This window comes from Roseovarius salis (genome assembly GCF_044472985.1).
GTDB classification, from domain to species: domain Bacteria; phylum Pseudomonadota; class Alphaproteobacteria; order Rhodobacterales; family Rhodobacteraceae; genus Roseovarius; species Roseovarius salis.
The window spans coordinates 34,639-60,885 of record NZ_JBISDG010000007.1; the positions used below are offsets into that span (position 1 = coordinate 34,639).

Sequence of the window (26,247 nt, forward strand, 5' to 3'; positions counted from 1 at the left end):
TGGGAGGGATTCGGCCCTGGATTCAGGCGGTTCGGATGGTTTTGTGCGGCGTAACAAGGAGAAACGTGCGTGAGCGGTCGGGAACTGACCCATGGACGGGACGGAAATGGGCAGTCGGAGACGGATGTGCCCGCGGTCGCCTATGTCCGGATGTCGACCGATCATCAGAAGTACTCGACCGAGAACCAGCTGGACGTCATTCGCAAGTACGCGGAGGCCCGTGGGCTGACGGTCCTTCGGACTTTCGAGGACTCGGGACGCTCTGGCCTGCGGCTTGACGGCCGCGAGGCGCTGCAGAACCTGATGGCCGAAGTCCAGTCCGGCGGTGCCGACTTCAAAGCGATCCTCGTCTACGACGTCAGCCGCTGGGGCCGTTTTCAGGATGCCGACGAGGGCGCGTATCACGAGCATGTCTGCTCCCGCGCCGGGATCCGGGTACACTACTGTGGCGAGCAGTTCGAGAACGACGGCAGCATCGGCTCGAACCTTCTGAAAACCGTCAAGCGGGTCATGGCCGGCGAATACAGCCGGGAACTTTCGGTCAAAGTCTTCGCCGGGCAGTGCCGCCTCGTCGAGTTGGGCTATCGCCAGGGCGGCGCAGCCGGATACGGGCTGCGCCGGGTGCTGATCGACGAGCACGGCAACCCGAAGGGCGAGCTGTCTCGCGGCGAGCAGAAGAGCCTGCAGACCGACCGCGTCATCCTGGTGCCCGGCCCCGAAGAAGAACAGCGGGTTGTCCAGCGCATGTACGAGTTGTTCGTCAACGAGGGCCGTTCCGAGCGCGAGATTGCGGAGGTTCTGAACGCGGAAGGCCACCGCACTGACCTCGGCCGCCCCTGGACGCGCTCGAGCGTCCATCAGGTACTGACGAACGAAAAGTACATTGGGAACAACGTCTTCAACAAGGTGTCGTTCAAGCTGAAACAGCGTCGGGTGGTGAATCCGCGCGAGATGTGGATCCGGGCTGAGGGCGCCTATCCCGCCATCGTCGATCAGGCGCTTTTCCTGCGCGCCCGGGAAATCGTGGATGCCCGCAGCCGCCGTTTCTCCGACGAGGAACTACTCGACGCCTTGCGCACGATCCTGAAGCGGCAAGGCATTCTGTCAGGGCTGATCATCGACGAGGAGGATGATCAGCCGCCCTCCAGCGCCTATCGCAGCCGCTTCGGCAGCCTGCTGCGCGCCTACCGCCTGATCGGTTACAAGCCGGACCGAGACTACAGCTACATCGAGATCAATCGCGCCCTACGGCAGGCCCACCCGCAGATAGTGGCCGAGATCATCGACGGGGTGGCGCGGCATGGCGGGTCGGCAGTGCAGGACCAGGACACCGACCTGGTGCGGGTCAATGACGAGTTTACCGTGTCCATCGTGCTGGCCCGCTGCACGGCAACAGCGGCCGGGTCACTGCGGTGGCGCATCCGCCTCGACACCGGCCTGGTGCCGGACATCACGATCGCCGTGCGCATGGACGAGGTGAACGAGGCACCGCGCGACTACTTCGTGCTGCCCAGCATCGACATGACTCTCGGGAAACTGAAATTCGCCGAGCAGAATGGTCTCGCACTCGATGCGTACCGGTTCGACACGCTCGATTTCTTCTACGCGCTCGCCTCGCGGGCCAGGATCGCGGAGGTGGCGTGATGCCCGACGACACGGAGCCGACCAGCCAGAAGCAGGTGACCCTGATCCCTTGTGACCGGATCCGGATCCTCAACCCCCGCGTCCGAAACCGGCGCACCTTCGAGGCGATGGTGGAGAACATCGCGCGCATCGGCCTGAAGCGACCGATCACCGTGGCGCCGCGCGCCGGGACCGATCCGCAGGAGTATGACCTTGTCTGCGGTCAAGGCCGCCTCGAGGCCTTCATCGAACTCAAGCAGGACAACATCCCGGCCATCGTGATCGAAGCCGACGAGAGCGATTGCCTCGTCATGAGCCTTGTGGAGAACTGCGCAAGGCGGCAGCACAACCCGATCGATCTGATGCGCGAAATCGGCTCGCTTCGCGAACGCGGCTACAACGACCGCCAGATCGGCGAGAAGATCGGGGTCTCCTACGAATACGTGAACATGATCGCCGGACTGCTGGAGAAGGGCGAGGAGCGCCTGGTCTCCGCCGTGGAGACCGGACTGCTGCCGCTCAACCTCGCCATCCAGATCTCCAAGACCGACGCCAAGGGCGCGCAGAAGGCGCTGATGGACGCCTATACTCAGAAAAAGCTGCGTGGCCGGAAACTGACGCTTGTGCGCCGCCTGATCCAGCAGCGCGAGCTCCGCGGGCCCCAGATCAAGAGCAATGCGCTCGGGCGGCGGGTGGCGAAACGCGCGCTGACCAGTGAGGGCCTTGTCCGAGCCTATCAGCAGGAGGCGGCACGTCAGAAACTGCTGATCAAGAAGGCCGAACTCGCGCAGAGCCGGCTGATGTTCGTGCGCGAGGCGTTCCGAACGCTTTGCACGGATGAGCACTTCATGACGCTGCTTCGTGCCGAGGGGCTGGAGACAATGCCCGCCGATCTCGCCCAGGCGGTCACCGATGGACCCTCGTCATGAAACGGGCCGCGAACAAACGCCCGGCCAGCGTCAACCACGGCTTCGAAGACGACTGTGTCACCCTGCCGATCGACGTGATCTTGCCCCTGCGAACCCTCAGCAAGAGCGCAAAGTCCAGCCGAAAGTACCGGCAGATCGTCGCCTCCATCGCCCAGATCGGGATCGTCGAACCGCCAGTGGTCGTCCCGAACCCCGACAAATCGGCCACCTGGTTGTTGCTCGACGGGCATCTGCGGATCGAGGCCTTGAAGGATGACGGCGTGCAGGAGGCGGAATGCCTCGTCTCCACCGACGACGAAGCGTTCACCTACAACCGGCAGGTCAGCCGCCTTGCGCCGATCCAGGAGCACAGGATGATCCGCAAGGCGATCGAGCGCGGCGTGCCCGAGGAGAAGCTCGCAGCCGCGCTCGATCTTGGCACGCGCAGCATCCAGAAGAAGATCAAGCTGCTGGATGGCATCTCCGAGGAAGCCATCGCGATCCTGAAAGACAAACCTGCTACGGGCGCCGTGTTCGACGCGCTTCGCAAGATGAAGACCATGCGCCAGATCGAGGCTGCGGAGCTTCTGGTCAACGCGAACAACTACTCCGTCGCCTACGTGAAGGCGATCCTCGCCGGCACGCCACAGGCACAGCTGGTCGAGTCGTCCAAGCCAAAGAAGGTGAAGGGCATCACGCCCGAGGCGATGGCGCGGATGGAACAGGAACTCGCCCGGCTGCAGGAGGGCATCGCCTCGATCCAGGACACCTACGGACAGGACCATCTGCATCTGACCGTGATCAAGGGCTACGTCGGCAAGCTGCTCGGGAATGCACGGATCGTGCGTTACCTGGCGCAGAATCATCCCGAATTCCTCGGTGAATTCCAGACGATCACCGAGATCTCGCCAGCGGAAGCCGCCGACGCGGAGTAATGGATCGCGAGCAGTTGATGGGGACCCGGACCCGATAAGCGCGGGGACCGCGGGAGACGCCGGACTGTGGGCCGGATCGAGCGCGGCGGTGGGGATGGCGGCGAACCCGCTCGGAGCCCACCAGGCCGGCTCGAGGTTTCGCCGGCTGCACGATCGCTGCGGCGGTCGTGTTCCAATGGGGCGTGCCGAGCAAAGCGGGCCTCGGCACGCCCCTCCGCCTGAATGGCCCAGTCCCCAGTTCGCGTAGGTATGGCGTCAACTCTCTTCTCGAATTCGATTGAACGCGCACAATGCCTCGGTTAACGTCCAAGTGGGCACAGAAAATGTGCCTGCATAGTTAACGGGCGCATCGGCAAGACCGGGAGAGCGTGGTGAAAAATGACAAGGTGGAGCTTCGCTGGGGCGTCGAGCAACGGCTCGAGTTCATAGAGTTCCGCCTGTTTTGGGAGGGACATGTGAACCGCAGCGACCTGATGGATCAGTTCGGAGTCTCGGTGAACCAGGCGTCCACCGACCTGAACCGCTACATCGGTTTCGCGCCGGACAACATGGTCTATGACAAGAGCGCGCGGACCTACGTCCGCGGCTCGGACTTCAAGGCGCAGTTCCTCGAGCCCGATGCGAGCCGCTACCTCGCGCAGCTGCGCTCACTCGCTGACGGGATCCTCGACCGAGAGGATTCCTGGATCGCCAACCTCCCGCCGTACGCGTCCGCCCCGACGCCGGTGCGTGGCGTCAACCCTGAGACACTCCGCTCGGTCGTTGGCGCCATCCGCCGGTCCGAAGCGATCGAGGTGAAGTACCAGTCTCTGTCGAGCCCGGAGCCGCGCTGGCGCTGGATCGCGCCCCACGCCGTCGCGTTCGACGGGTACCGCTGGCACACTCGGGCGTTCTGTATGACGGACGAGTGCTTCAAGGACTTCCTGCTGTCGCGCATGCTCAAGATCCGCGGGGCGCGCGAGAGCGAGACATCGGCCGAGGACGATTCCGACTGGCACTCCGAGGTGGCGCTGGAAATCGGGCCCCACCCCGACCTGTCAGAAACACAGGCGAAGGTCATCGCGCTCGACTACGGGATGCAGGGAGGCAAGGCGACGATCAAGGTCCGGCGGGCGCTGCTTTACTACGCGCTCCGTCGCCTTGGACTCGACACCGAACCTGACGCGCGGCGACCGCAGGACCAGCAGATCGTACTCATCCGTCAGGAGGCGGTCTCGTGAGCGCGCTCGAGGAGATCAGGCCCGGTGGGCGATTTACCGGGCTCGCCCCCGGCACATCAGTCGAGGTCGTATCCGTCGAGTGGATCGGCGACCAGGCGATCAACGTCGTTTACCGAACATCGAACGGCTCGGTCGCCGAAACAACGCTCTACCGCGATGATGAGCATCGGCTTGGTATGGAAAGCAGGGGGCGCAAGTGGTCGTTTGACGCTGACGGCGCCCTGCTGCGTCTGGTGACCGAAGCAAACCGCATCAAACTCGCCCATTTCTTCGATCCTTATCTCGCGATCCACACCAGCCTGGTCGATCCTCTGCCGCACCAGATTTCCGCAGTCTACGGCGAGATGATTCCCCGGCAGCCCCTGAGGTTTCTGTTGGCAGATGATCCGGGCGCCGGAAAGACGATCATGGCTGGGCTTCTCATCAAGGAACTGGTCGCACGGAGCGATCTCGAACGCTGTCTTATCGTGGCACCTGGCAGCCTCGTCGAACAATGGCAGGACGAACTCGGCGAAAAATTCGGCCTAGAATTCGATATCCTGACGCGAGACATGATTGAAAGTTCGCGGTCGGGAAACCCTTTCAACGACCACAATCGGCTCATCGCGCGCCTCGATGTCCTGTCTCGAAACGAGGAGCTACAGGAAAAGCTGGCTGCATCCACCGAATGGGACCTGATCATCGCGGACGAGGCCCATAGAATGTCGGCCACTTATTTCGGCAACGAGGTCAAGTACACCAAGCGTTACCAGCTTGGTCAGCAACTCAGTCGTGCGTGTCGGCATTTTCTGTTGATGACGGCAACGCCACATAACGGCAAGGAAAAGGACTTCCAGCTGTTCATGGCGCTGCTCGACGGCGATCGCTTCGAGGGCCGCTTCCGTGACGGCGTCCACGTCGCGGACGTGGAAGACATGATGCGGCGGCTGACCAAAGAAGAACTTCTCCGTTTCGATGGCCGCCCCCTCTTTCCCGAGCGACGCGCCTACACGGTGAAGTACGATCTCTCGCCTCAAGAGGCCGAACTCTATACGGCCGTCACCGAATACGTGCGCAACGAGATGAACCGGGTTCAGCGTTTTGCGGAGGAAGACGGCAAGAAACGCAACAACGTGGGATTCGCCCTTCAGATTCTGCAGCGCCGCCTGGCTTCCAGCCCCGCAGCGATCTCCCAGTCGTTGAAGCGACGCCGCGAGCGCTTGGAGACTGAGCTTTCCGAAGCCCGACTGGCGACAAGAGGTGCATCATCGAAATTCAGCGGGGTTTCGGTAAATGAGGAGATGCTTCGAAACCTGGACGAGTACGGCCAGGATGAAGTGGATGACCTTGAGGAACTGATCTCCACGGGTGCAACCACTGCCGAAACTATCGAGCAGCTGGAACTCGAGGTTGAGACGCTCAAAGGGCTTGAGAGCATGTCGCTGAACGTGCTCCGATCGGGCAAGGATGCGAAATGGCAGCAGCTGGACCGCATTCTGGACGACGATCTGATGCTCGACCCGGATGGGTACCGACGCAAGCTGATCATTTTCACCGAGCCGAAGGACACGCTCGAATACTTGCGGGAAAAGGTCGTAGCCCGCCTTGGGCGACCCGATGCTGTTGACGTGATCCATGGCGGCGTGTCGCGGGAAGAACGCCGCAAGATCGTTGAGCGCTTCATGCAGGACCGCGATCTGCTCGTGCTGATCGCGAATGATGCCGCCGGTGAAGGTGTGAACCTTCAACGCGGACACCTGATGGTGAACTACGATCTGCCGTGGAATCCGAACAAGATCGAACAGCGCTTCGGCCGTATCCATCGGATCGGCCAAACTGAGGTCTGCCATCTTTGGAACCTTGTGGCGAAAGACACCCGTGAGGGCGAGGTCTACGCGCGCCTTCTTGAAAAGCTCGAAGCCGCTCGCGAAGCCTTGGGCGGGCGTGTGTATGACGTTCTCGGCGAGCTGTTCGAAGAGCGCGCGCTCAAGGACCTTCTGTTCGAAGCAATTCAATACGGGGAACAGGAAGAGGTGAAAGCCCGCCTCTTCCAGGCCGTGGATGGCGCCGTCGACCAAAGCCACCTGCTCCATCTGCTGCAGAAGCGCCAGCTGACGAGCGACACGATGCCCGAGGCCCGGGTTCAGGAATTGCGGCTCGAGATGGAGCGGGCTGAGGCACAACGCCTGCAGCCCCACCATATCCAGAGCTTCTTCGTAGAGGCATTCAGGCGCCTTGGCGGCCAGCTCAAACGCAGGGAGGAAGGGCGATGGGAGATCACTCACGTCCCGCTGAGCGTTCGCGAACGTGATCGTCAGATCGGCTCCGGCGCACCGCTTCAGAAGAAGTACGAGCGGATCTGCTTCGAGAAGGACAAGATCAACCAGCAGCCTGTCGCGGCCTTCGTCTACCCCGGGCACCCGCTGCTCGACGCCGTGATCAGCCTCGTGCGCGAACAGAACGATCACCTGATGAAACAGGGCGCCGTCCTGGTCGATGACACCGACGACGGTACCGGCGTCTCTGCCCTCTTCCTGCTCGAACACAGCGTGCAGGACGGACGTCCAACCAGCTCCGGCAACGCCAATGCAATCTCCCAGAAGCTCCAGTTCGCCGCGATTGACGAGGCCGGGACCGTCACGAATGCGGGGATCGCGCCTCACCTCAACCTGCGTCCGGCGACCAGTGAGGAAATCAAGGGCGTCGAGGATGTCCTGAACGCCGACTGGCTGCGAGCCGATCTGGAAAAGAAGGTCACGCAGTTCGCGACGGTCGAACTGGCGCAGGGCCACGTCGCAGAGGTCCGCGCCCGCCGCATCCCCGAGATCGACAAGGTCGAGCACGAGGTGAAAGCGCGCCTCAAGAAGGAGATCAACTATTGGGACGCGCGCGCCTTCGAGCTCAAGGAGCAGGAGAAAGCCGGCAAGAAGACCCGCCTCAACTGGCAGAACGCGCAGCGCCGGGCGGAGGACCTGGCCGAACGCATGAAGCGCCGCTTGGAGCTGATCGAACAGGAGCGGTTCATCTCGGCCCAGCCGCCGCGTGTCCGGGGCGGGATGGTCGTCGTCCCCGCTGGTCTGCTGCGCGAGCGTATGGCCGTCGAAATGGCCGATGCGGGGTCGGGCTTCTCCGAGGATCCGGTTGCGCGTCGTGAGATCGAGATCAAGGCGATGGATGCGGTCATGGCTGCCGAGCGAGAGCTTGGGAACGAGCCGCGGGACGTGTCCAGCCAGCGTGGGCTCGGTTACGACATAGAGTCCTTCGATCCGGCAACGGGCCATCTGCGGTTTCTCGAGGTCAAGGGCCGCATCGACACGGCCGACACCGTCATGATCACCCGCAACGAGCTCATGGCCTCCCTGAACAAGCAGGAGGATTTTTTCCTCGTCTTCGTGCCGATCACGGACGGCTACGCACAGCACCCGGTCTATCGGCCGGGGCGGCTCATGACGCGCGAGCCCGAGTTCGGCCAGACAGCCATTCAGTTCACGATCAGCAGTCTGCTTGAGCGGGCCGAATGCGGTGGAGCAACTCGTTGAGGTTCTCAGAGAAGAGTTTTGAGGTCCGTTTCTGTGCAGCGCTCTCTGCGGCTCTGATGCCGTTCAACCGAAATCCACAGTGGTTTGGCATGACGCAGGCGCAAGAGCGCATGTCCGGCATCGATACGATGCTCCGTAAAGGTGGGCGACTGATTGTGCTCCAGTTCAAAGCCAAGAATAACGAAAAGTTCCGCTTGGAGAAATTTCAATGGCGCTGCCTTTCGCGCATTGCGAAAAAATACCCATCCAGCACATTCTATGTGTTTCCAGAGGCATCAGATGCAAAGCAAGCGAACGCTGCACGCTGCCTCTTGAGACACAGCTGGTTCGCCGATGCTCATTCGTTAGGGTCGGCATTCAAGAGTGGAGCCGAGACAGCGACGCTGTCGTTGAATGATGCAAAAAGTAAGATTGAAAAGTCTCGCCCCAAGCTGTCGATACCGGCAAGGCATGCGTGCAAGGTTTTCGGCTGCTTTTGCCCGCCATCATGGGAAGCATTGGTGATCTCACCAAGGCCGAATGGATCAACCTACCTGTTTCTTTCTCCAACCGGATCGCGTGAATTGGATGCAGCTGAACCGTTATTCAACACAGACTTTGAGGAGTTTGGAATTCCAATCGGTGAAACCGCGCAACGGGACGGCGACCTTTCCCGAGACATCAGACCAATCAGTTCGATGAATGAATTTGAGGAAATGCTTGGTGACTTCGCAGAGCGCGACTTGGCCTCAGGCCTCTTCGGCTTGTTTCTACCCAATGCATTACATAAGGGTCGAGTATCATGACCTACAAAAAGAAACTCATCGAAGTCGCCATCCCGCTCGAGGCGATCAATGCGGCGTCGGCGCGGGAGAAGTCGATCCGGCATGGGCATCCCTCAACGCTGCATCTGTGGTGGGCGCGGCGGCCGTTGGCGGCGTGTCGGGCGGTCTTGTTCGCGCAGCTGGTGGACGATCCGTCGAGCCATCCGGACAAGTTCCCGACCGAGGAAGCCGTGGAGGCTGAGCGCAAGCGGCTGTTCACCATCATCGAGGAGCTGGTCAAGTGGGAGAACTCGACCAACGAGGAGGTGCTGGAGCTCGCGCGGGCCGAGATCCGGCGCAGCTGCGATGGCGAGCTGCCCCCGGTCTATGACCCGTTCTCGGGCGGCGGGTCGATCCCGCTGGAGGCGCAGCGGCTGGGGCTGCCCGCCTATGGGTCCGACCTGAACCCGGTGGCGGTGATGATCGGCAAGGCGATGATCGAGATCCCGCCGAAATTCAAGGACATGGAGCCGATCCATCCGGGACTGAAGGAGCGCAACCACTACCGCAACGCCGAAGGGTTGGCGGAGGACGTTAAACACTATGGCGAATGGATGCGGGAGAAGGCGGTCGAGCAAATCGGACACCTCTACCCGCAGATCAATTTGCCGAAGGAATACGGCGGTGGCCAAGCGAATGTCGTTGCATGGATTTGGTCTCGAACAGTACCAAGCCCAGATCCAGCATTCTCAGACGTTCAGGTGCCAATCGCATCCACCTTTATGCTTAGTTCGCGGAAGGGAAAGGAAGTTTGGGTGCAGCCGATAGTCGACAAAGCGTCGAAGAAGATTGGCTACACCATTCGGAAGGGCGGCACCAATTCTGAAATCCAAGACGCAAAGAACGGAACGAAAGCCGGCAGAGGTGCGAGCTTTCAATGTATAATGTCAGGATCCGCGATCACATCTGACTACGTGAAAAGGATGGGCCAAGCTGGACGGATTGGTCAAACCCTCATTGCTATTGTCGCGGAAGGAGCAACTGCGCGGGTCTACCTGGAGCCGCTCGAACAGCAAGAGGCGGTCGCGCTCTCTGCAAGCCCAAGTTGGGAGCCTGAAACCAGCCTCCCGAACGATCCGCGAAACTTTTGGACTGTGGACTATGGGTTGACTACCTTCGGTAATCTTTTCACCGACCGTCAATTACACGCTCTGAATACGTTTTGCGATTTGGCTAATGAAGTGCGGAAGAAGGTAATTGAGGACTCTGAGGGTAGCAGGCTCCCCGACGACATCCGACCACTAAACGAAGAAGGGAGTGGTCCTGCCGCCTATGCGGATGCCGTTGTGCTGTACCTCGCCTTTTCAATTTCTAAGGTTGCAGATCGCGGTTCGACGATATGCACTTGGTTCACCGAACGCGATTCAACGCGCAACACGTTTGCTCGGCAGTCAGTCCCAATGACTTGGGACTTTGCTGAGATGAACGTTCTCTTGGAGGGAACTGGAACCCTTTTGGGGGCGGTAAAGTGGACTGCAAATAGCCTCGCTGGCCTCCACCCGGCGGGACCGGGCAAGCAGACGCAGATGAATGCCCGTGAGGCCGGACCTTTATTGTCGGGCAAAGCCGTAAGTACGGACCCGCCCTACTATGATAACATTGGGTATGCCGATTTATCAGATTTCTTCTATGTTTGGCTGCGCCGTACAATGAAGGATGCATTTCCGGAACTTCTTGGCGTCATATCAACCCCGAAATCAGAAGAGCTCGTGGCCACGCCATATCGTCATGGCTCTAAGTCAAAGGCAGAGCGCTTCTTTCTTGATGGCATGCGAGACGCCATGCGCTCAATGGCCTTAAATGCGTCGGTATCTTGGCCCACCACTATCTACTATGCATTCAAACAAAGCGAGATAAAGCAGGAGGGAATCAGCTCCACCGGATGGGCCACTTTCCTTCAGGCCGTTATTGAAGCGGGCTTCGCTGTCGTCGGCACTTGGCCAGTCCGCACGGAGCTTTCCAATCGTATGATTGCCTCCGGCACCAATGCTCTTGCTAACTCGGTCGTTCTCGTCTGTCGCAAGAAGCAGGACACAGCTGAGATAATTACCCGCGCCGAGTTCATCCGCGCCCTGAAGCGCGAGTTGCCCCCGGCCATCGCCGAGCTTCAGGCCGCCAACGTCTCGCCCGCCGATATGCCGCAATCGGCCATCGGCCCCGGCATGGGCGTCTTCTCCCGCTACAAGGCGGTGCTGGAGGCCGACGACAGCCCGATGACGGTCAAGACCGCACTTCAACTGATCAATGCCGAGCTCGACGAGTTCCTGAACGACCTGCATGGTGAGTTCGACGCCGACACCCGCTTTGCCGCGACCTGGTTCGAGCAGCACGGCACCGACAAGGGCGACTACGGCGCGGCCGACAACCTCGCCCGCGCGCGCGGCATCTCGGTGGAGAGCGTGAAGCACGCCGGGATCGTCGACAGCTCCGCCGGCAAGGTGCGCATCCTCAAGCGCGCCGAGCTGGACCCGGATTGGGACCCGGCCGAGGACGGTCACCTGACGATCTGGGAATGCTGCCAGCACCTGATCCGCGTGCTGGAGAACGACGGCGAATACGCCGCGGCCCTGCTGCTCAAGAAGCTGGGCCCGGATCGCGCCGAGATGGTCAAGGACCTCGCCTACTACCTCTACGACGTCTGCTCCAACAAGCGGCAGGACGCGAAGGAGGCGACCTCCTACAACGGGCTGATTGCCGTGTGGACGGAGTTGACGCGACAGGCTGCAACCGTACGGGTCGACGATTTGAATCGCCAGTCGACGCTCGACATCTAAGGGATAATTTGAATGGCAAAGAGTGCGCGCCAGACCGTTTTCGAGGGCATGGAGCTTCTGCCCAAGGGCCTGCAACCCTTCGTGATGCAGCGGCTGGAGGCCGCGATGGGCAAAGGCTGGCCGCAGGAGGTGATCTCGCGCTTTCCCGAGTGGCGGCCGGAGCAGAACGGCAAGTTCAGCCTCGATACCCAGAAGCTGCTGAAGATCATGGAGCGGCTCTGGAACGATGTTTTCCGCGACGTGCTGGACCGCACGCATCGCTCGATCGTCAACGAGCTGGTCGATGTGCGCAACAAGCTCGCCCATGATGGCAAGTTCACCTACGACGACGCCGAGCGCGCGCTGGATTCGATGCGGCGGCTGCTGGAGGCGGTGAGCGCGAGCCAGAGCGCCGAGGAAATCGGCAAGATGCGCGACACGATCCTGCGCACGAAGTACCGCGAGCTGGCCCGGTCGGAGGAGCGCAAGAGCAATGTCTCGACCATCTCGACCGAGACCGTCTCGGGCCTGCTGCCTTGGCGGGACGTGGTGGAACCGCACCAGGATGTCGCGACCGGCGAGTTTCAGCAGGCCGAGTTCGCCGCCGACCTCGCCAAGGTGCACAACGGCAGCGCGCCCTACGAGTACAGCGATCCGCGGGAGTTCTTCAGCCGGACGTATCTGACGGATGGTTTGAGCCGGCTGCTGGAGGGTGCTGCGAAGCGGCTGTCGGGCCAGGCTGGTGATCCGGTCGTCGAGCTGCAGACCAACTTCGGCGGCGGCAAGACGCACTCGATGCTGGCCCTCTACCACATGGTCGGGAAGACGCCGGTGCACGACCTGCCGGGCCTAGACCAGCTGCTGTCCGACAAGGGGCTGACCGTTCCGGACACGATCAGCCGCGCCGTGCTGGTGGGCACGTCGCGCGGCCCGCAGGACGTCATCCGGCTAGATGGTGGTCAGGAGATCCGGACTATTTGGGGCGAGCTTGCGTGGCAGCTTGGCGGGCAGGACGCCTTCGACATGGTCGCCGAGAACGACGCGCGCGGGATCGCGCCCGGGTCGAACCTGCTCGAGGCGATCTTCAAGAAATGTGCGCCGAACCTGATCCTGATCGACGAGTGGGTCGCGTATTTGCGCCAGGTTTACAAGGTGCAAGAACTGCCCTCGGGCTCTTTCGACGCCAACATCTCGTTCGTTCAGGCCCTGACTGAAGCGGTGAAGACCTCGCCGCAGACGCTTCTGGTTGCCTCTCTGCCGGCCTCTCAAATCGAGGTGGGGGGCGAAGGTGGTCAAGAAGCGCTGACACGTCTCAAGCAGACCTTCAGCCGGGTGGAGAGTTCGTGGCGGCCGGCGTCGCAGGAAGAAAGCTACGAGATCGTCCGGCGCCGCCTCTTCAAGGAGATCTCCGGCGACAAGTACATGCATCGGGACAATACCCTGAAGCAGTTCGCCAAGCTCTACCGGGAAAACCCGAACGATTTCCCGCAGGGCTGCGCTGACGAGGACTATCGCCGAAAGCTCGAGAAGGCCTATCCGATCCATCCGGACCTGTTCGACCACCTCTACACGGCGTGGGGTTCGCTGGACAAATTCCAGCGCACGCGCGGTGTGCTGCGCTTGATGGCGCAGGTCATTCACGAGCTTTGGATGTCTGGTGATCCGTCGGTCATGATCATGCCAGGCAGCGTGGCGATCAGTTCGGCGCGCGTGGAGCCTGAACTTCTCCATTATCTGCCGAACGCATGGCAGGGGATCATCGCTGGGGACGTGGATGGAATGAGTTCCACACCTTACAAGATCGACCAGTCTGCGCCGAATCTGAACCGTTACTCCGCCACACGCCGTGTCGCGCGCGCGGTCTTTGTCGCGACGGCGCCCACGGAAGGCCAGCAGAACCGCGGGATAGACGACAAGCGGATCAATCTCGGCGTGGTTCAGCCAGGCGAAAAGGTAGCGATTTTCGGTGATGCGCTCCGTCGCCTGACCAACCAGGCGAAGTTCATGCACAGCGACCTCGGGCGCTACTGGTACTCGATGTCAGCAAGCCTCAACCGCGTGGCTTCAGACCGGGCCGGTCAGTTGGAAGAGGCGCTTGTTCTGATGGAGATCGACAAGGCTCTGACAGGCTACATAAACGGCCTAGCGGATCGTGGTCACTTCGATGCCGTCCAGGTCGCACCGGACAGTTCTTCTGAAGTTCCCGACGAAGCGGGTGGCGTCAGATCCGTCGTCCTTGGCGTTGCTCATCCTCATACAGGCCGTGATGGTTCCGACGCATTGGTCGAAGTGAAAGATATCCTGCTTCAACGGGGGGCAACGCCTCGCGTCTATCGAAACACCCTTGTATTCCTCGCTGCCGACAATCGCCAGCTCGACAACCTGAAGGAGGCTATGCGGTCCTCGCTCGCATGGGACGGAATTGTTCGGGACGCTGACACCGGACGCCTCGACCTGAAGACGAGTGACATTGCACTGGCGAAAGACAAGGCGAAAGAATCCAGGGAAACTGTACAAACTCGGCTCAAAGAGACCTGGTGCTACCTGATCTATCCATACCAGGACACCGCACAATCGGACGTGGAACTGACGTCTGCTCGCATCGCGGCACAGGACGGCGTTCTCGGCCGAGCAAGCAAGAAGCTCGTCAGCGATGAGGCTTTGCTGCCGGAAATCGGACCCGAACGCCTAAATCGCGAGCTGGAGAAATACATCTGGAACGGGAAGCAGCACCTGCATCTCAAGGATCTTTGGGAGTACCTGAATCGCTACACGTACCTGCCCCGCCTGAAGAACAGAGATTCGCTGATCAAATCCGTGCAGTCAGCTGTCTCCGGAATGCTTCCAGGTCCGTTCGCCTACGCGGAGAGATGTGATGAGGTGTCCCAGTCCTATGCAGGTCTGGCGATCGAGAAATCCTCTAACACCCTTGTTTCGATTGACAGCGACTCTGTCATCGTAAGGCCCGACGCGGCAGAAGCGAACCGTCCGAAAGCTGCTTCCGCAGCGGAACATAGCGGTCTTGGTGCTGGAACCGGCGTCGCGACAGGAAGCGCGAACGAAGGCAGCGATTCTCAAACCGGTGTCGAGAGCGAAAGCTCCGATGCGCAACCTAAACCGGAAGCAGAGGCCAAGCCAAAGAGGTTTGTCGGGACCGTGATGCTCTCAGCTGATCGCCCGGCACGTGATATGCACCAGATCGTCGAAGCCATCGTGGAACAGCTCACCACGCTGCCAGGTGCCGAGGTGTCGCTGAGGCTAGAGATCGACGCCGAAGTCGCCTCCGGCCTCGACAGAGCAAAAGTCCGGACGCTCCTAGAGAATGCCAGCACGCTTGGCTTCATCGACAAGGCGGTGAAATAGAACAGCGCAGATCCACTTCTGAATCACCCCACCTTCGCCCCCCAGAAGGACGTGTGATCGGCGGCGAAATAGCCGTCCGCGACCCGGAAATACCCCTGCAGCTCGACGGTATCGCCCGCGGTCAGCGGCACCATGGTCTGCAGCCAGAGCGCGGTCGCCTCGGAGACATGTGTGCCGGAAATCTCCCCAGCCGAGCCCCGAATCTCCGTGGCCCCGTTCAGCACGAGCCGCCCGCTCATGCGCGCCGCGGTGCTGGCGTTGACCTTGTAGAGCAGCGTCGCACCGAAGAGGTAAGTACCTTCGGCCGGCGCGACGAAGTGGTTGTTCGCCGCGTCGAACGCCCCCTGATCGTTGTAGTCGGTGTTGTTCAGGCCGATCTTCGTCCAGGTCCCGACGCCGACATAGTTGTCGTAGTTCGTGTAGGCCTTGAAGCGGGGCAGCCGGGGTTGATCGACGATCCCGTTCGCGTTGTCGACACTGAGGCCGTCGTAGAAGGTGCTGCCGTCGGCCGAGACGGAGAGGCGGAAGCGGTCGGAGCCGAACAGTCCCACGAGCGCCTTGGTCACGAAGCCGGTCTGGAGGGTCAGGCCGAGATCGTCGCCCGCCGCCTCCTTGTTCATCGTGTAGAACAGATCGCCGGTGCCGCCCTCGGCCACCGTTTTCGCCGTCCAGAGCGCGGCGTTGAGCTTGGCCGAGAACGGGTTCGAGGCATCGGCGGTGGTGCCGATGCCCAGCAATGCGAGGTTCTGCAGCGTGGCCGGCGTCGTCCCGACCCAGCTGGACCCATCGTAGACCAGCAGCAGGCTCTCGTCCTCGACCCATGCCCGCCAGCCGGTGCGCGGCGGCAGGCGCAGCCAGGCGCCGTCGGTCCAGAGCGCCACGTTCAGGTCCCAGCCTGCCCAGTCGCCGGTTGCGCCCGTGCCGACGATGTAGCGGTCGCCGTCGGCGGGGCTTGGTGGGGGTGCAGTCAGATCGCGGTCGAGGACGGAAAGCTGCACGAGCCCGTCGAGGATCCGCAGGGCCTCGTTGTGGGTGACGTGCTTCTGGGCCTGCGCCGCCAGGATGTAGGGCAGCAGCAGATGGGTCGTGGCGTCGGACATGGGTTGGCCTTCAGAGTGCCAGCGTGACGGTCTTGGGCGCGCCCCGCCCGACGAGGGCGGAGAGCTGGAAGATGCGGATGTCGAGCGTGTCGCCGGGGCCGAGCGGCGCGCCCCAGTCGGCGGTCTGGTCGGCGGCGGTGTAGACCGCGCTGGTGGTGGTCGTGCTCAGCACCCGCTTCACGGTCGCGCCGTCGAGGATCTCGACCTCGTAGACCTCCATGTCTTCGGCCAGCGGCACTTCAAGCCCGCTCCAGCTGTCGGCCGACAGCGCGCGGGACCGGCGGGTCCAGTGGATGGTGAGATCGCTGGGCGTGCTGGGCTTGTGCACGGCTAGGATAGCGTTAATTTTCCGTTAAGACACTCCAGTGTATCATAGATGCCATGCTGCGAATTCTTGGACTTGTCTTTCTTTTCCTTTTTCCGGTTCGGCTCTTTGCGCAAGACGTCGCAACTATGACCACGACAGAATTGATCCAGACTTATGTCGCAATTCAGGACGAACTAAGGGAGCGTGAGGTTACCACCTCAGGAAATTCGTTAACTGGGCAGCTTGGCGAATACCTGTTCATCAAGGCGTTCGAGTGGGAGCCTGCTGCAACTTCCCGAGCTGGATTCGACGCAATGGAGGGATCGCTGCGGATCCAGATCAAGGCGCGTCGCTTGTCGCAGGGGGGAGGGAATGAACAACTTGGCGCGATCCGCGACCTTGATGGCTTCGATGTGTTGGCTGCAATTCTGTTCAGCCATGAGTACGAGGTTGTGGCAGCCGCCCTTATCCCGGCACGCATTGTCCGGACTCATGCGGATTACAGCAGCCACACAAACTCATGGCGGCTAATGTTTACGGACGCCGTGCGAGGACACCCTGATGTCGAAGATGTCTCTCAACACCTTCGAACTATCTGGTTTTGATGTACATCCCAGCCGGTAGATCATGAAAACGTCGGAATCCATGCTAAGCGACCAAAATGACGGTTACCGGGTCCCCGGCGGCAGGTCGTAGGTCGCGCGGTCCTGGCGGACAGTTTCGATCCCGCGCGCCTCGGCGTCGGCGATGGAGACGAGCCGCAGATCGACCATCCGCCCGTCATGCGCGAGCCGGATCGCGTCGGCCGGATCGAGCGCGAGGCGCGAAGGCGGTAGACGGAACGCCGCCGTCTCGCGCCCCACCCATGCCTCCATCAACGCGCGGCGGCAGCGGCGCTCGGCCTCTTCGGGCGGCACCGCCATGGGGAAGCTCTCCGAGGCGATCCGGGTCGTGTCGACGGTGATGCGCCGCGCTTCCACCTGCGCGGCCTCGTAATCCTCGTCGGCGCGGGCGACCTGCCACTTCAGGGCCTGCGGCAGTTCGGTCTCCTGGCCGCGGGTGAACTCAAGGACGTCGCCCTCGCGGGCGGCGACCAGATCGTCTGGGTTGACGGTGGCGACAGCTGGCCGGCCACGCATCACGAACCGGATCACGCCCTCGGTCTCGACCGCGTCGAAGCCGAAGTGGCGCGACAGTGTGGTGATGGAGGCGCGCGGGCGCTCCAGCGCCGTGATGGCGTAGCCCTCGACCGCGCCCCAGAGGCCGGAGACGTCGATGCGGTCCTCGGGCAGCCCCGCCCGCAGGCAGAGGTGCCGGACGAGGGCCGCCAGCGACACCGCTCCCAGCCGCCCCGTCAGCCAGTGCCCGAGCCGCCAGTTCGCCCCGTCCGTCCAGACGTCAGTCAGCGCCGGGAAGAAGGGATAGGGCCGCGCATCCCAGGTCCAGGCGGCGCATTCTGGAACATGCACCATCCGTCCGCCGTAGATCGCGGACACCGGATTGTTGGCCGGGGCACCCCACCAGAGGTAACTGGCCTCGAGATAGGCGCGCTGGATCGCGTCATCTCGCCAGCCGCGCGAGAAGTAGGGCGTGAAGCTCTCGGACGACTTCGGGTCGAAGAAGACGTTCGGCTGGTTGGTGCCGCGGTCGATGGCTGGGCAGCCGAGCTCGGTGAACCAGACTGGTTTGGACTCCGGCACCCACGCTGTCGGCGTCGCGCTCTCCACGCCACCGGGGCGGTTGTAATGCGGGTTCGACCACCAGGCGCGCAGATCCTTGTAGCGGAAGACCCACGGCTTGGCCGCGGCACCGTCGGTGATCGGGGTCCGCACCTGCGCCGAGCGATCGGCCGTACTCGCGTAGAACCAGTCGAAACCTTCGCCGCCCGCGATGTTCGCCTGCAGGTAGGCCCGGTCGTAGATCGCGGGCCAGCCCTCGGCCGCGTCGAGATGCTCGAACCCGTCGCGCCAGTCGGAGAGCGGCATGTAGTTGTCGATCCCGACGAGATCGATCTCGGGATCGGCCCAGAGCGGGTCGAGGTGGAAGAACACGTCGCCGCTGCCGTCGCCCGGCTGGTGGCCGAAATACTCCGACCAGTCGGCCGCATAGCTGATCTTCGTCCCAGACCCGAGGATCGAGCGGACGTCCGCGAGCAATTCCCGATACGCCTGCACCGCCGGATAGCTGCTGGCGCCCGACCGGATCGTGGTCAGCCCCGGCATCTCGGTGCCGATCAGGAAGGCGTCCACGCCGCCCGCCGCCGCACAGAGATGGGCGTAATGCAGCACCATGCGGCGCAGACCCCAGTCGCCGGGCGTGCCTGTCCAGCTGACGCTCTCGCCCGAGACGCTGAAGCTCGCGGGCGTGGCTGCGCCGAACAGCGCGGCGACCTGGCTTGCGGCCGTGGCCGTTTTGTCCACGGTCCCTGCGAACCCCGCTGCAGGCGAGCAGGTGATCCGCCCCCGCCAGGGAAATGCGGGCTGGTCCGTCTCGGCGGCGTTGTCGCTGTAGGGGTTCGGGAGCGTGTTGCCCGGCGGGACGTCCATCAGGATGAACGGGTAGAAGGTGACACGCAGCCCGCGCGCCTTCATCTCCTGGATGGCCTGCACCACGGCGAAGTCGGACGGCGTGCCGCCATAGACAGGGCGATCCTGGTCGTCGCGGCTGACAAGAAAGGCATTGGCGCGGCTGACGCCATTCACCGACCAGCTGGCAGGCGTCAGCTTGTTGTCCGCGATGCGGTAGGCCCGGCGCTGCGCCTCGGTCAGGTGGCCCAGCACGATGACCGGCGCCTCGGTCAGCCCGAGCTGCGTTGCGGCCAGCACACGCCCATGCCCTGCGATCAGCTCCCCGTCCTCGCCGACGAGGCACGGCACGGTCCAGCCGAACTCGGCCATGCTGGCGGCGATCTTCGCGACCTGGTCGGCCCCATGCACCTTCGCGTTCTTCGCGTAGGGCTGCAGGCGCGCAAGCGGCCAAGTCTCGATCCGCTTGGAGGCGAAGGCGGGCGGGCCGGGCTTCGGGCGGGCGACGGCGATGTAGGCAAATGCGTCGGGCCCGAGCCGGGACTGCACGAGGTGGACGAGGTTCTGCTCGGCCGCGCGTCGTGCGGCGGCCGCCACCAGCTGCAGCGTGCGTTGGCGATCCGCCGGCAGCTTCGAGATGACCGACGTGGCATCTACGGCGAGGAAGCCCCGGTGATAGACCAGAGCCTCGCCGGGTTCGGCCTGCGCGATCCAGGCGGCGAGCCCGACCTCGTCGAGCCCCGGCCCGTTCGCGCCGTGCAGCTGCACGACCTCGGCCTCGGTGATGGGCGACAGGCGTCCCATCAGGCCGCTCCTGCGCGCGGCTGGGTGTCCATGGTGTGCTGGAGCTGGTCGCGCTCGAAGGCGACGATGTCCTCGAGCCGGTAGACGACCCGACCGCCGATCTTCATGTAGGCCGGGCCTTCACCCGCCCACCGCCAGCGCTCCAGCGTGCGATGCGAGATCGTCCAGCGCCGGGCGAGTTCCTTCTGATTCAGGCAATGCTTCTGCTGCATCGGCTCTCTCCGTTTGCGTGTGCTTCGGAGAGAGATTGCGAAATCCCGCTATGGGATGTCGTCAGGATCTCAGGGGGATGCAGAGGGGGATGGATATGGCCTTGCAGGACAGGCGCGGACGGCGCGCTGGGGGATCGTCATCCCCCTCCATCCCCCAGCTGATCCCACACCGAGCGCGATCCGGGACCCCGCATGGGGGACGCGGAGCGAGTCAGTCGATGTTCAGACGGTAGCCGCCGCGGCGGTCGGAGCGGATCAGCTGCCGCCAGTCCTTCTGCGACTTGAAGACGTCGGCCATGCGCAGGCTCTTCGAGCCCGCTGAGGACAAGATGGCCTTGCCGCTCTGCCAGGGCTCGCCGCGCTGCGCGGCCTCGTGCAGGGCGCGGACGACCTGCGCCTGGATCGGGCCGAGGCGGAAGCGGTAGCCGTTGCACCGCACCTCCTGGTAATCGGCCGAGGCGATGAAGGTGCTCTCCTCCATCGCCGAGCCGCCGGAGGAGAACCCGGACTGGAGCTCGAAACGATCGCGTTCCTCGCGCCTTAGCAGCAGGTCGCCGATCATCACGAAGACTGGCTTGGCCTCGCCGTAGAGCGTCGCATAGTCCGCGCGCGGGGTGCGGAACTCGCTGACATGGAGCTCGCCGCAGCGGAACAGCTGGAAGACATCACAGGCATGCAGGTCGAGCAACCCGCTGAAGGGTTTCTGCTCCCACGGCACGCGAAACCGCTCGCCGTCCTGGCCCTCCTCATAGTCGCCGAACTCGACCGGCTCGCCGAAGACCCGCACCGACAGCCGGAGCTTGTCGTTCTCGGCTAGGTACACAAGGTCCGTCTCGGAAATCCGCCAGCGCTCGAGCACCTCGGGGAGCGTGAAATACAGCTTGTCGATGTGCACGCGCCCCTCCGATTCCCCTGCCTGATGTTTACCTTCTGTTCTTATTCTCTTGACGAGCTACGATCAATCCGATTTTATCCTATTTCATCCACAGATGGGTGGGGAAACATGAACGAGCATCACACGCTTGCCGACCGTCTCAGGGCCCGGGCCAACCAGCTCGGCCTCAGCCCCGCCCACGTCGCCGAGATGGCCGGGGTGAACCGCTCCTTCGTCTACGACATCCTTCGCGGCCGCTCCGCGCGCCCCGGCATCGACCGGCTGGCCGAGGTCGCCCGCGTCCTCAAGGTCGACCGCGACTGGCTGATCCACGGCATCGGCGATGTCGAGGGCACGCCCCCCTTCATCGAGAACCCGGACGAGGCGTTCGTGTCGATCGCGCATGCCAGCCCCCGCCCGTCGATGGGCGGCGGCGCCGTGGTCCAGGAGCATGACGATCCCGCCGGTCGCGCTTACCACTTCCGCCGGTCGTGGATCCGCCACAGCCTAAAGGCCAGCCCCTCTCAGCTGCGGATCATGCATGTGGAAGGCGACAGCATGGCGCCCACGCTGCTCGACGGCGACACGGTGCTGGTAGACATGGCGCGGCGGGCGCCGAACCCGCCCGGCATCTTCGTGCTGGACGACGGCATGGGGCTGGTGGCCAAGCGGCTCGAGCACATCCCGAACAGCGATCCTCCCGCGGTGCGTGTCATTTCCGACAACAAGCACTACCCCGAATACGAAAGAACGGCCGACGAGATCCACATCGTCGGCCGCATCCGTTGGTTCGCGCGGGAGATTTGAGGTGATCGCGTTCATGGAGGTAGGCGATGCCGATCCGACGTTGGCAACGAGAAGATTTCTGTCTAGCTCATCCAACCTGACACCTTCTCTCTGACACGCACCGTGAAGCGTGACACCAACAAATTCTTGAAATCAAACGCAGATTTGCGATAGACATCAAAGAAATACACTCCGAACCACTGGACGCACAATGCAGCTGGCCTCTTTCACGGTATCGAACTTTCGCAGTATCACGACTGCGAAAAAGGTTCCGCTGACGAACTATTCGGTTCTTGTGGGCGCAAACAACGAGGGAAAGTCAAATATTCTTCATGCCCTAGCTCTTGGAATGGAGGTAATTGAAGGGTTTAAGCATTCAGTCGTTCGGGATCGACTTGGGCGAATTAGGAGTACGAGACCAACCCTTTTAGGCTCGCGGGCTAGATATCGTTGGTCACATGACTTCCCAATAACGAAACAAGTTCGATCATCTAAGGATCAATGCATCGATATTAGTTTTGAATTCAAACTCTCTGACAGTGAAATTGAGGCATTTCAATCTGAGATCGGTAGCAAGTTAAACGGAACGCTACCAGTTCTGGTGCGGCTCTCGAGGGATGACCAAGAAGTCCTGATCCCAAAGCAAGGCCCTGGTGGCGCAGCGCTGAATAAAAAGACCAACAAAATTGCGGATTTCGTGTCGAGGAATGTTCGGTTTGAATATATTCCGGCAATACGAACGTCTGAAAGTGCAGAGAGCGTCATTTCCGATCTACTCTCCAAAGAGCTGGATCGGCTCGAGGGAAATAATGAGTATGTGGCAGCGCTGAAGAAGATTGATGAGATCCAAGAACCCATTCTGACGGCTCTTTCCCAATCAATCACGGAAACCATCTCATCTTTTCTCCCTTCGGTTAAGTCGGTTGAGATAAAGATGGTTCGCGATGCTCGCATCCGAGCGATGCGGCGGGGCCTCCAAATTGAGGTGGATGACGGAAATAATACCCCCCTGGAGCGAAAAGGCGATGGTGTGAAGAGCTTAGTTGCACTAGCCCTTATGCGCTATGCATCTAATGCCGCTAGCGGCTCGGCGAGTTCAATTGTCGCGATCGAAGAGCCCGAAGCGCATTTGCATCCCCAAGCTATACACGAACTCCGAGATGTCCTGACAAGTCTTTCAGAGAACAACCAGGTCATCCTCACGAGTCATTCTCCGCTGTTTGTGAACCCCGCACAGCTGGATAGCACCATAGTTGTTCAGACTAGCAAAGCGGCCGTTGCGAAGAGCATTGCCGAAGTAAGAGAAGTCCTCGGAGTTAGACTGTCTGACAACCTGCAGAGCGCACGCCTTGTCGCAATCGTTGAAGGTGAAGACGATGTGATAATCCTTAAGGCTATTCTTCAGAGCCGGTACCCGGCGCTGGAGAAGGCCATAAATGCCGGGGATCTTGTGTTCGATCCTCTTGGAGGAGCTTCAAATCTCTCCTACAAGGTTCGGACGTACCGGAGCTCGGCCACGTTAGTTCAGTGTTTTCTTGACAGTGACGCTGCAGGAATGTCCGGCGTACAAAAGGCACTTTCTGACGCCATCATTCGGGACTCGGACTACAACCTGATAAACGTTCCGGGGCAGAAGGAAGCGGAGCTTGAGGATCTCTTGGATGCCAAGAAGTACAAAGAAGCGTTCTTCAGTCAATTTGAGGTAGATCCTACAGTGACGCCGCCGGGCGCGAAAGGTCAGAAGTGGTCGGTAGCCATGGAGAAGAAGTTTCAGGCGCACGGGAAGATTTGGGATGATGGGGTGGAAATGCGAGTTAAGCTCTGGCTAGCAGAGTTCGCGAAGGACAATGTCGACAATGTTGTCATGGAAGCTCGGTTCAGCCCAGTCGACGCGTTTGCGAGGTCCCTGATGAGTAAGCTTCAGATCGAACCATAGTTCGCTGGCCGGCTAGTGATGGGCTGGCGGAAGCATGGTCTTCACTATCCCTCGCGTACTTGCTGCTTCGCGCAACTACGACAACGCTATGTTTTCACTTGAATTCCTTTGCCGCTCGCGGCGAACACGGAGCAAATCACCTCCAGAAGTTCGCTCCCCATGCCCGACGACAGCACCTTCGCGCCGCCCGCCGACACGCTCACCACCGGTGAACGGCTGGCGGAGCTGGCCGCCATCCTCGCCAGCGCCATCGCGCGCTCCAACCCACCGGAAACGAACGAGAATTCTCCGCTCGACGGAGACTGTTCGCTGGACATTCTCGCCCTCAGACGCCGTCGTCGGAGACAGGTTCGCAACCGAGTTGGAGACGACACATGAGGAAAAACATAAGGAAATCAGGTGCAAGGGCCGCGCCGGCGGCGCAGGCGGCGGGGATCGACGTCCTGGCCGAACTCGCTGCGCTGAAGGCGATGACGGTGCCCGAGCTGCAGGAGAAGTGGCAGGCCATCTTCGGGGAGCGTGCGCCAAACGCCAGCCGCGGCAACCTCGAGCTTCGGCTCGGCTACCGCATCCAGGAACTGGCCCAGGGCGGTCTGCGCCGCGAGACGCGCCGCACGCTTGATGCGCTCGCCGACGAGGTCGCGAGCGGCAAGCTCGGCGGCATGGTGGCGGACCCGCGCAAGCCAGCGCCCGGCACGAAGCTGGTCCGCGAGTGGGGCGGCGAGGAGCACATGGTCACCGTGCTTGCGGACGGCTTCGAATGGCAGGGCCGGCGCTTCAAGTCGCTCTCGGCCGCGGTCCGCGCGATTACCGGTGCGCACTGGAACGGCTGGCGCTTTTTCGGCCTCGACCAGACCGGAGGCGCGCGATGACCAGAAAGACCCGGACCGAACCGGCGCGTCGCTTGCGCTGCGCCATCTACACCCGCAAGTCGAGCGAGGAAGGGCTAGACATGGAGTTCAACAGCCTCGACGCACAGCGCGAGGCCTGCGAGGCCTACATCGCCAGCCAGCGCGCCGAGGGGTGGGCTTGCCTGCGCGAGCGCTACGACGACGGGGGGTTCTCTGGCGGCACGCTGGACCGCCCGGCGCTGAAGCAGCTGATCGCCGATGTCGAGGACGGGCTGATCGACGTGGTGGTGGTCTACAAGATCGACCGCCTCAGCCGCGCGCTGATGGACTTCTCCAAGCTGGTCGAGATCTTCGACCGCCATGGCGTGACCTTCGTGTCCGTCACGCAGTCGTTCAACACGACCACGTCCATGGGGCGGCTGACGCTGAACATCCTGCTGAGCTTCGCCCAGTTCGAGCGCGAGGTGATCGGCGAGCGGATCCGCGACAAGGTCGCTGCCTCTAAGAAGAAGGGCATGTGGATGGGCGGCTACGTGCCGCTCGGCTACGACGTGGTCGATCGCAAGCTGATCGTGAACGAGGCCGAGGCGGCGCAGGTGCGGACCATGTTCGAGCTCTTCGCGCGATCCGATTCCACCGCCGCCGTGATCCGGGAGCTGAACGCGCGCGGCATCCGGTCCAAGCGGGGCCGGCCCATCGACCGCGGGGCGCTCTACAAGCTGCTGCACAACCGGATCTACCGCGGCGAGATCACCCACAAGGGCGAGACCTATCCCGGCATGCACGAGCCCATCGTCGATGCGGAGTTGTGGGACGCCGTCCATGCCGTGCTGGCCGGCAACCGCAACCAGCGCGCCGGGCGCACCCGGAGCACCGAGCCGGCGCTGCTGCGCGGGCTGATCTTCACCGAGACCGGCGCCGCCATGACCCCGCACCATACGAAGAAGGGCAACAGGCGGTACTGCTACTACGTCTCGATGGACGTGATTCAGAAACGGTTGACGGCCGAACTCCGCGGGCCCCAGCGGCTGCCCGCGGCCATGGTCGAGGAAGCGGTCATCGGCGAGATCCGGCGGCTGCTACGCACGCCGGAGGTCATCGCGCGCACCGCTCGCGCGCTGAAGAAGGAGCGCCCCGACCTCGACGAGGGCACCGTGACCGCAGCGCTCACGCAGTTCGACGATCTCTGGAAGGCGCTGATCCCGGCCGAACAGGCCCGTGTCGTCCAACTGCTCGTGGCGCGCGTGACGGTGGGCGAGGACGGGCTCGACATCGACCTGCGCCACGATGGGCTCGGCGCGCTGGCCAGCCTGATGACGCCGGCGCGGGAGGACGCCGCCTGATGCCCGCGAACGACACCATCCGCGTCCACATCCCGCTCACGGTCCGCAAACGCGGTGGGCGGCCGCGCATCCTGCCGCCGCAGGACATCGACACGTCGGACCCGCCGCCGGGACAGGACCCCCGCGTGCTGCGCGCCATCGGCCGGGCATGGGCGTGGCGGAAGCGGATGGAGCGCGGCGAGGTCACCACCATCGCCGATCTCGCCGCCGAGGAGGGGCTGTCCGACCGGTATGTCAGCCGCCTCCTGCGCTTGGCGTGGCTGGCACCGGACGTGCTCGAGCGGCTGGTTGTGCACCGCGAGCCCTGCGCGATCAGCCTCTACGACCTGTGCTTCGTCGCATCGCTGCCTTGGGACGAGCAGCCGGGGCGGGTATTCGACTGACGG

General features: G+C 62.4%; 18 protein-coding genes and 2 pseudogenes. 14 read left to right on the forward strand and 6 right to left on the reverse strand.

All coding sequences use genetic code 11. The features are described from left to right. Positions 1 to 126 precede the first annotated feature (126 nt). The 8 genes from ACH13J_RS04070 to ACH13J_RS04105 all read left to right on the forward strand — a co-directional run bounded on the left by ACH13J_RS04070 (position 127) and on the right by ACH13J_RS04105 (position 15,123). Positions 127 to 1,644 carry a recombinase family protein gene (locus ACH13J_RS04070; protein WP_397542108.1) on the forward strand — a complete coding sequence of 506 codons (1,518 nt, stop codon included), beginning with the start codon at positions 127 to 129 and terminating at the stop codon, positions 1,642 to 1,644. Continuing rightward, complete coding sequence (locus ACH13J_RS04075; protein WP_371060248.1) at positions 1,644 to 2,552, forward strand: plasmid partitioning protein RepB C-terminal domain-containing protein; 909 nt, start codon at positions 1,644 to 1,646, stop codon at positions 2,550 to 2,552. Before ACH13J_RS04070 ends, ACH13J_RS04075 begins: the two co-directional genes overlap by 1 nt. Further along, positions 2,549 to 3,466, forward strand: coding sequence for a plasmid partitioning protein RepB C-terminal domain-containing protein (locus tag ACH13J_RS04080; protein WP_397542033.1), 918 nt, complete (start codon positions 2,549 to 2,551; stop codon positions 3,464 to 3,466). Before ACH13J_RS04075 ends, ACH13J_RS04080 begins: the two co-directional genes overlap by 4 nt. 371 nt (positions 3,467 to 3,837) lie before the next feature. Continuing rightward, positions 3,838 to 4,686 (forward strand): WYL domain-containing protein, encoded by an 849-nt coding sequence (locus tag ACH13J_RS04085; protein ID WP_397542034.1) that lies wholly within the window; start codon positions 3,838 to 3,840, stop codon positions 4,684 to 4,686. Further along, positions 4,683 to 8,204, forward strand: a complete 3,522-nt coding sequence (locus ACH13J_RS04090) for a helicase-related protein (RefSeq protein WP_397542035.1) — start codon at positions 4,683 to 4,685, stop codon at positions 8,202 to 8,204. Before ACH13J_RS04085 ends, ACH13J_RS04090 begins: the two co-directional genes overlap by 4 nt. Then, positions 8,201 to 8,989 (forward strand): hypothetical protein, encoded by a 789-nt coding sequence (locus ACH13J_RS04095; protein ID WP_397542036.1) that lies wholly within the window; start codon positions 8,201 to 8,203, stop codon positions 8,987 to 8,989. The genes ACH13J_RS04090 and ACH13J_RS04095 overlap by 4 nt, the downstream gene beginning before the upstream one ends. After that, positions 8,986 to 11,781, forward strand: coding sequence for a DUF1156 domain-containing protein (locus ACH13J_RS04100; RefSeq protein WP_397542037.1), 2,796 nt, complete (start codon positions 8,986 to 8,988; stop codon positions 11,779 to 11,781). Before ACH13J_RS04095 ends, ACH13J_RS04100 begins: the two co-directional genes overlap by 4 nt. 12 nt (positions 11,782 to 11,793) lie before the next feature. Beyond that, positions 11,794 to 15,123, forward strand: coding sequence for a DUF499 domain-containing protein (locus ACH13J_RS04105; protein ID WP_397542038.1), 3,330 nt, complete (start codon positions 11,794 to 11,796; stop codon positions 15,121 to 15,123). Between the two features lie 23 nt (positions 15,124 to 15,146). On the opposite strand, the gene ACH13J_RS04110 is transcribed toward ACH13J_RS04105, so the two are convergent. Both ACH13J_RS04110 and ACH13J_RS04115 read right to left on the reverse strand, forming a co-directional pair. Beyond that, entirely contained in the window at positions 15,147 to 16,223 is a 1,077-nt protein-coding gene (locus tag ACH13J_RS04110) for a DUF2793 domain-containing protein (protein WP_397542039.1), read from the reverse strand. A gap of 10 nt (positions 16,224 to 16,233) precedes the next feature. After that, positions 16,234 to 16,536: pseudogene (locus ACH13J_RS04115) on the reverse strand (hypothetical protein); the annotation flags it as partial. 68 nt (positions 16,537 to 16,604) lie between these two features. Between ACH13J_RS04115 and ACH13J_RS04120 the strand changes: the two are divergent. After that, positions 16,605 to 17,135 (forward strand): hypothetical protein, encoded by a 531-nt coding sequence (locus ACH13J_RS04120; RefSeq protein WP_397542041.1) that lies wholly within the window; start codon positions 16,605 to 16,607, stop codon positions 17,133 to 17,135. Positions 17,136 to 17,207: 72 nt separating this feature from the next. On the opposite strand, the pseudogene ACH13J_RS04125 reads toward ACH13J_RS04120, so the two are convergent. From ACH13J_RS04125 to ACH13J_RS04135, 3 genes and pseudogenes are all read right to left on the reverse strand, one after another. After that, a pseudogene (locus ACH13J_RS04125) lies at positions 17,208 to 19,250 on the reverse strand (baseplate multidomain protein megatron); the annotation flags it as partial. Positions 19,251 to 19,858: 608 nt separating this feature from the next. Beyond that, the gene (locus ACH13J_RS04130; RefSeq protein ID WP_074219579.1) at positions 19,859 to 20,071 is read right to left on the reverse strand and encodes a helix-turn-helix transcriptional regulator; all 213 of its coding nucleotides are present in this window, start codon (positions 20,069 to 20,071) and stop codon (positions 19,859 to 19,861) included. 211 nt (positions 20,072 to 20,282) lie between these two features. Further along, entirely contained in the window at positions 20,283 to 20,966 is a 684-nt protein-coding gene (locus tag ACH13J_RS04135) for a hypothetical protein (RefSeq protein ID WP_397542043.1), read from the reverse strand. A 108-nt stretch (positions 20,967 to 21,074) separates the two neighbouring features. On the opposite strand from ACH13J_RS04135, the gene ACH13J_RS04140 reads away from it, so the two are divergent. Together ACH13J_RS04140 and ACH13J_RS04145 are read left to right on the forward strand one after the other, a co-directional pair. Next, on the forward strand, positions 21,075 to 21,752 hold the full coding sequence (locus tag ACH13J_RS04140; RefSeq protein ID WP_397542044.1) for a S24 family peptidase: 678 nt from the start codon (positions 21,075 to 21,077) through the stop codon (positions 21,750 to 21,752). Between the two features lie 190 nt (positions 21,753 to 21,942). Further along, positions 21,943 to 23,667, forward strand: coding sequence for an AAA family ATPase (locus tag ACH13J_RS04145; protein ID WP_397542045.1), 1,725 nt, complete (start codon positions 21,943 to 21,945; stop codon positions 23,665 to 23,667). Positions 23,668 to 23,753: 86 nt separating this feature from the next. On the opposite strand, the gene ACH13J_RS04150 is transcribed toward ACH13J_RS04145, so the two are convergent. Then, positions 23,754 to 23,984 (reverse strand): hypothetical protein, encoded by a 231-nt coding sequence (locus ACH13J_RS04150; protein WP_397542046.1) that lies wholly within the window; start codon positions 23,982 to 23,984, stop codon positions 23,754 to 23,756. Between the two features lie 57 nt (positions 23,985 to 24,041). Here ACH13J_RS04150 and ACH13J_RS04155 point away from each other — a divergent pair, with 57 nt between their 5' ends. From ACH13J_RS04155 to ACH13J_RS04165, 3 genes are read left to right on the forward strand one after another with little or no spacing between them, the layout of a single operon-like run. Beyond that, complete coding sequence (locus tag ACH13J_RS04155) at positions 24,042 to 24,539, forward strand: DUF2924 domain-containing protein (RefSeq protein WP_397542047.1); 498 nt, start codon at positions 24,042 to 24,044, stop codon at positions 24,537 to 24,539. Continuing rightward, positions 24,536 to 25,861, forward strand: a complete 1,326-nt coding sequence (locus tag ACH13J_RS04160; RefSeq protein ID WP_397542048.1) for a recombinase family protein — start codon at positions 24,536 to 24,538, stop codon at positions 25,859 to 25,861. The genes ACH13J_RS04155 and ACH13J_RS04160 overlap by 4 nt, the downstream gene beginning before the upstream one ends. Then, a complete protein-coding gene (locus tag ACH13J_RS04165; RefSeq protein ID WP_397542049.1) occupies positions 25,861 to 26,244 on the forward strand; it encodes a hypothetical protein in 384 nt (127 codons plus the stop codon). Before ACH13J_RS04160 ends, ACH13J_RS04165 begins: the two co-directional genes overlap by 1 nt. Positions 26,245 to 26,247 lie beyond the last annotated feature (3 nt).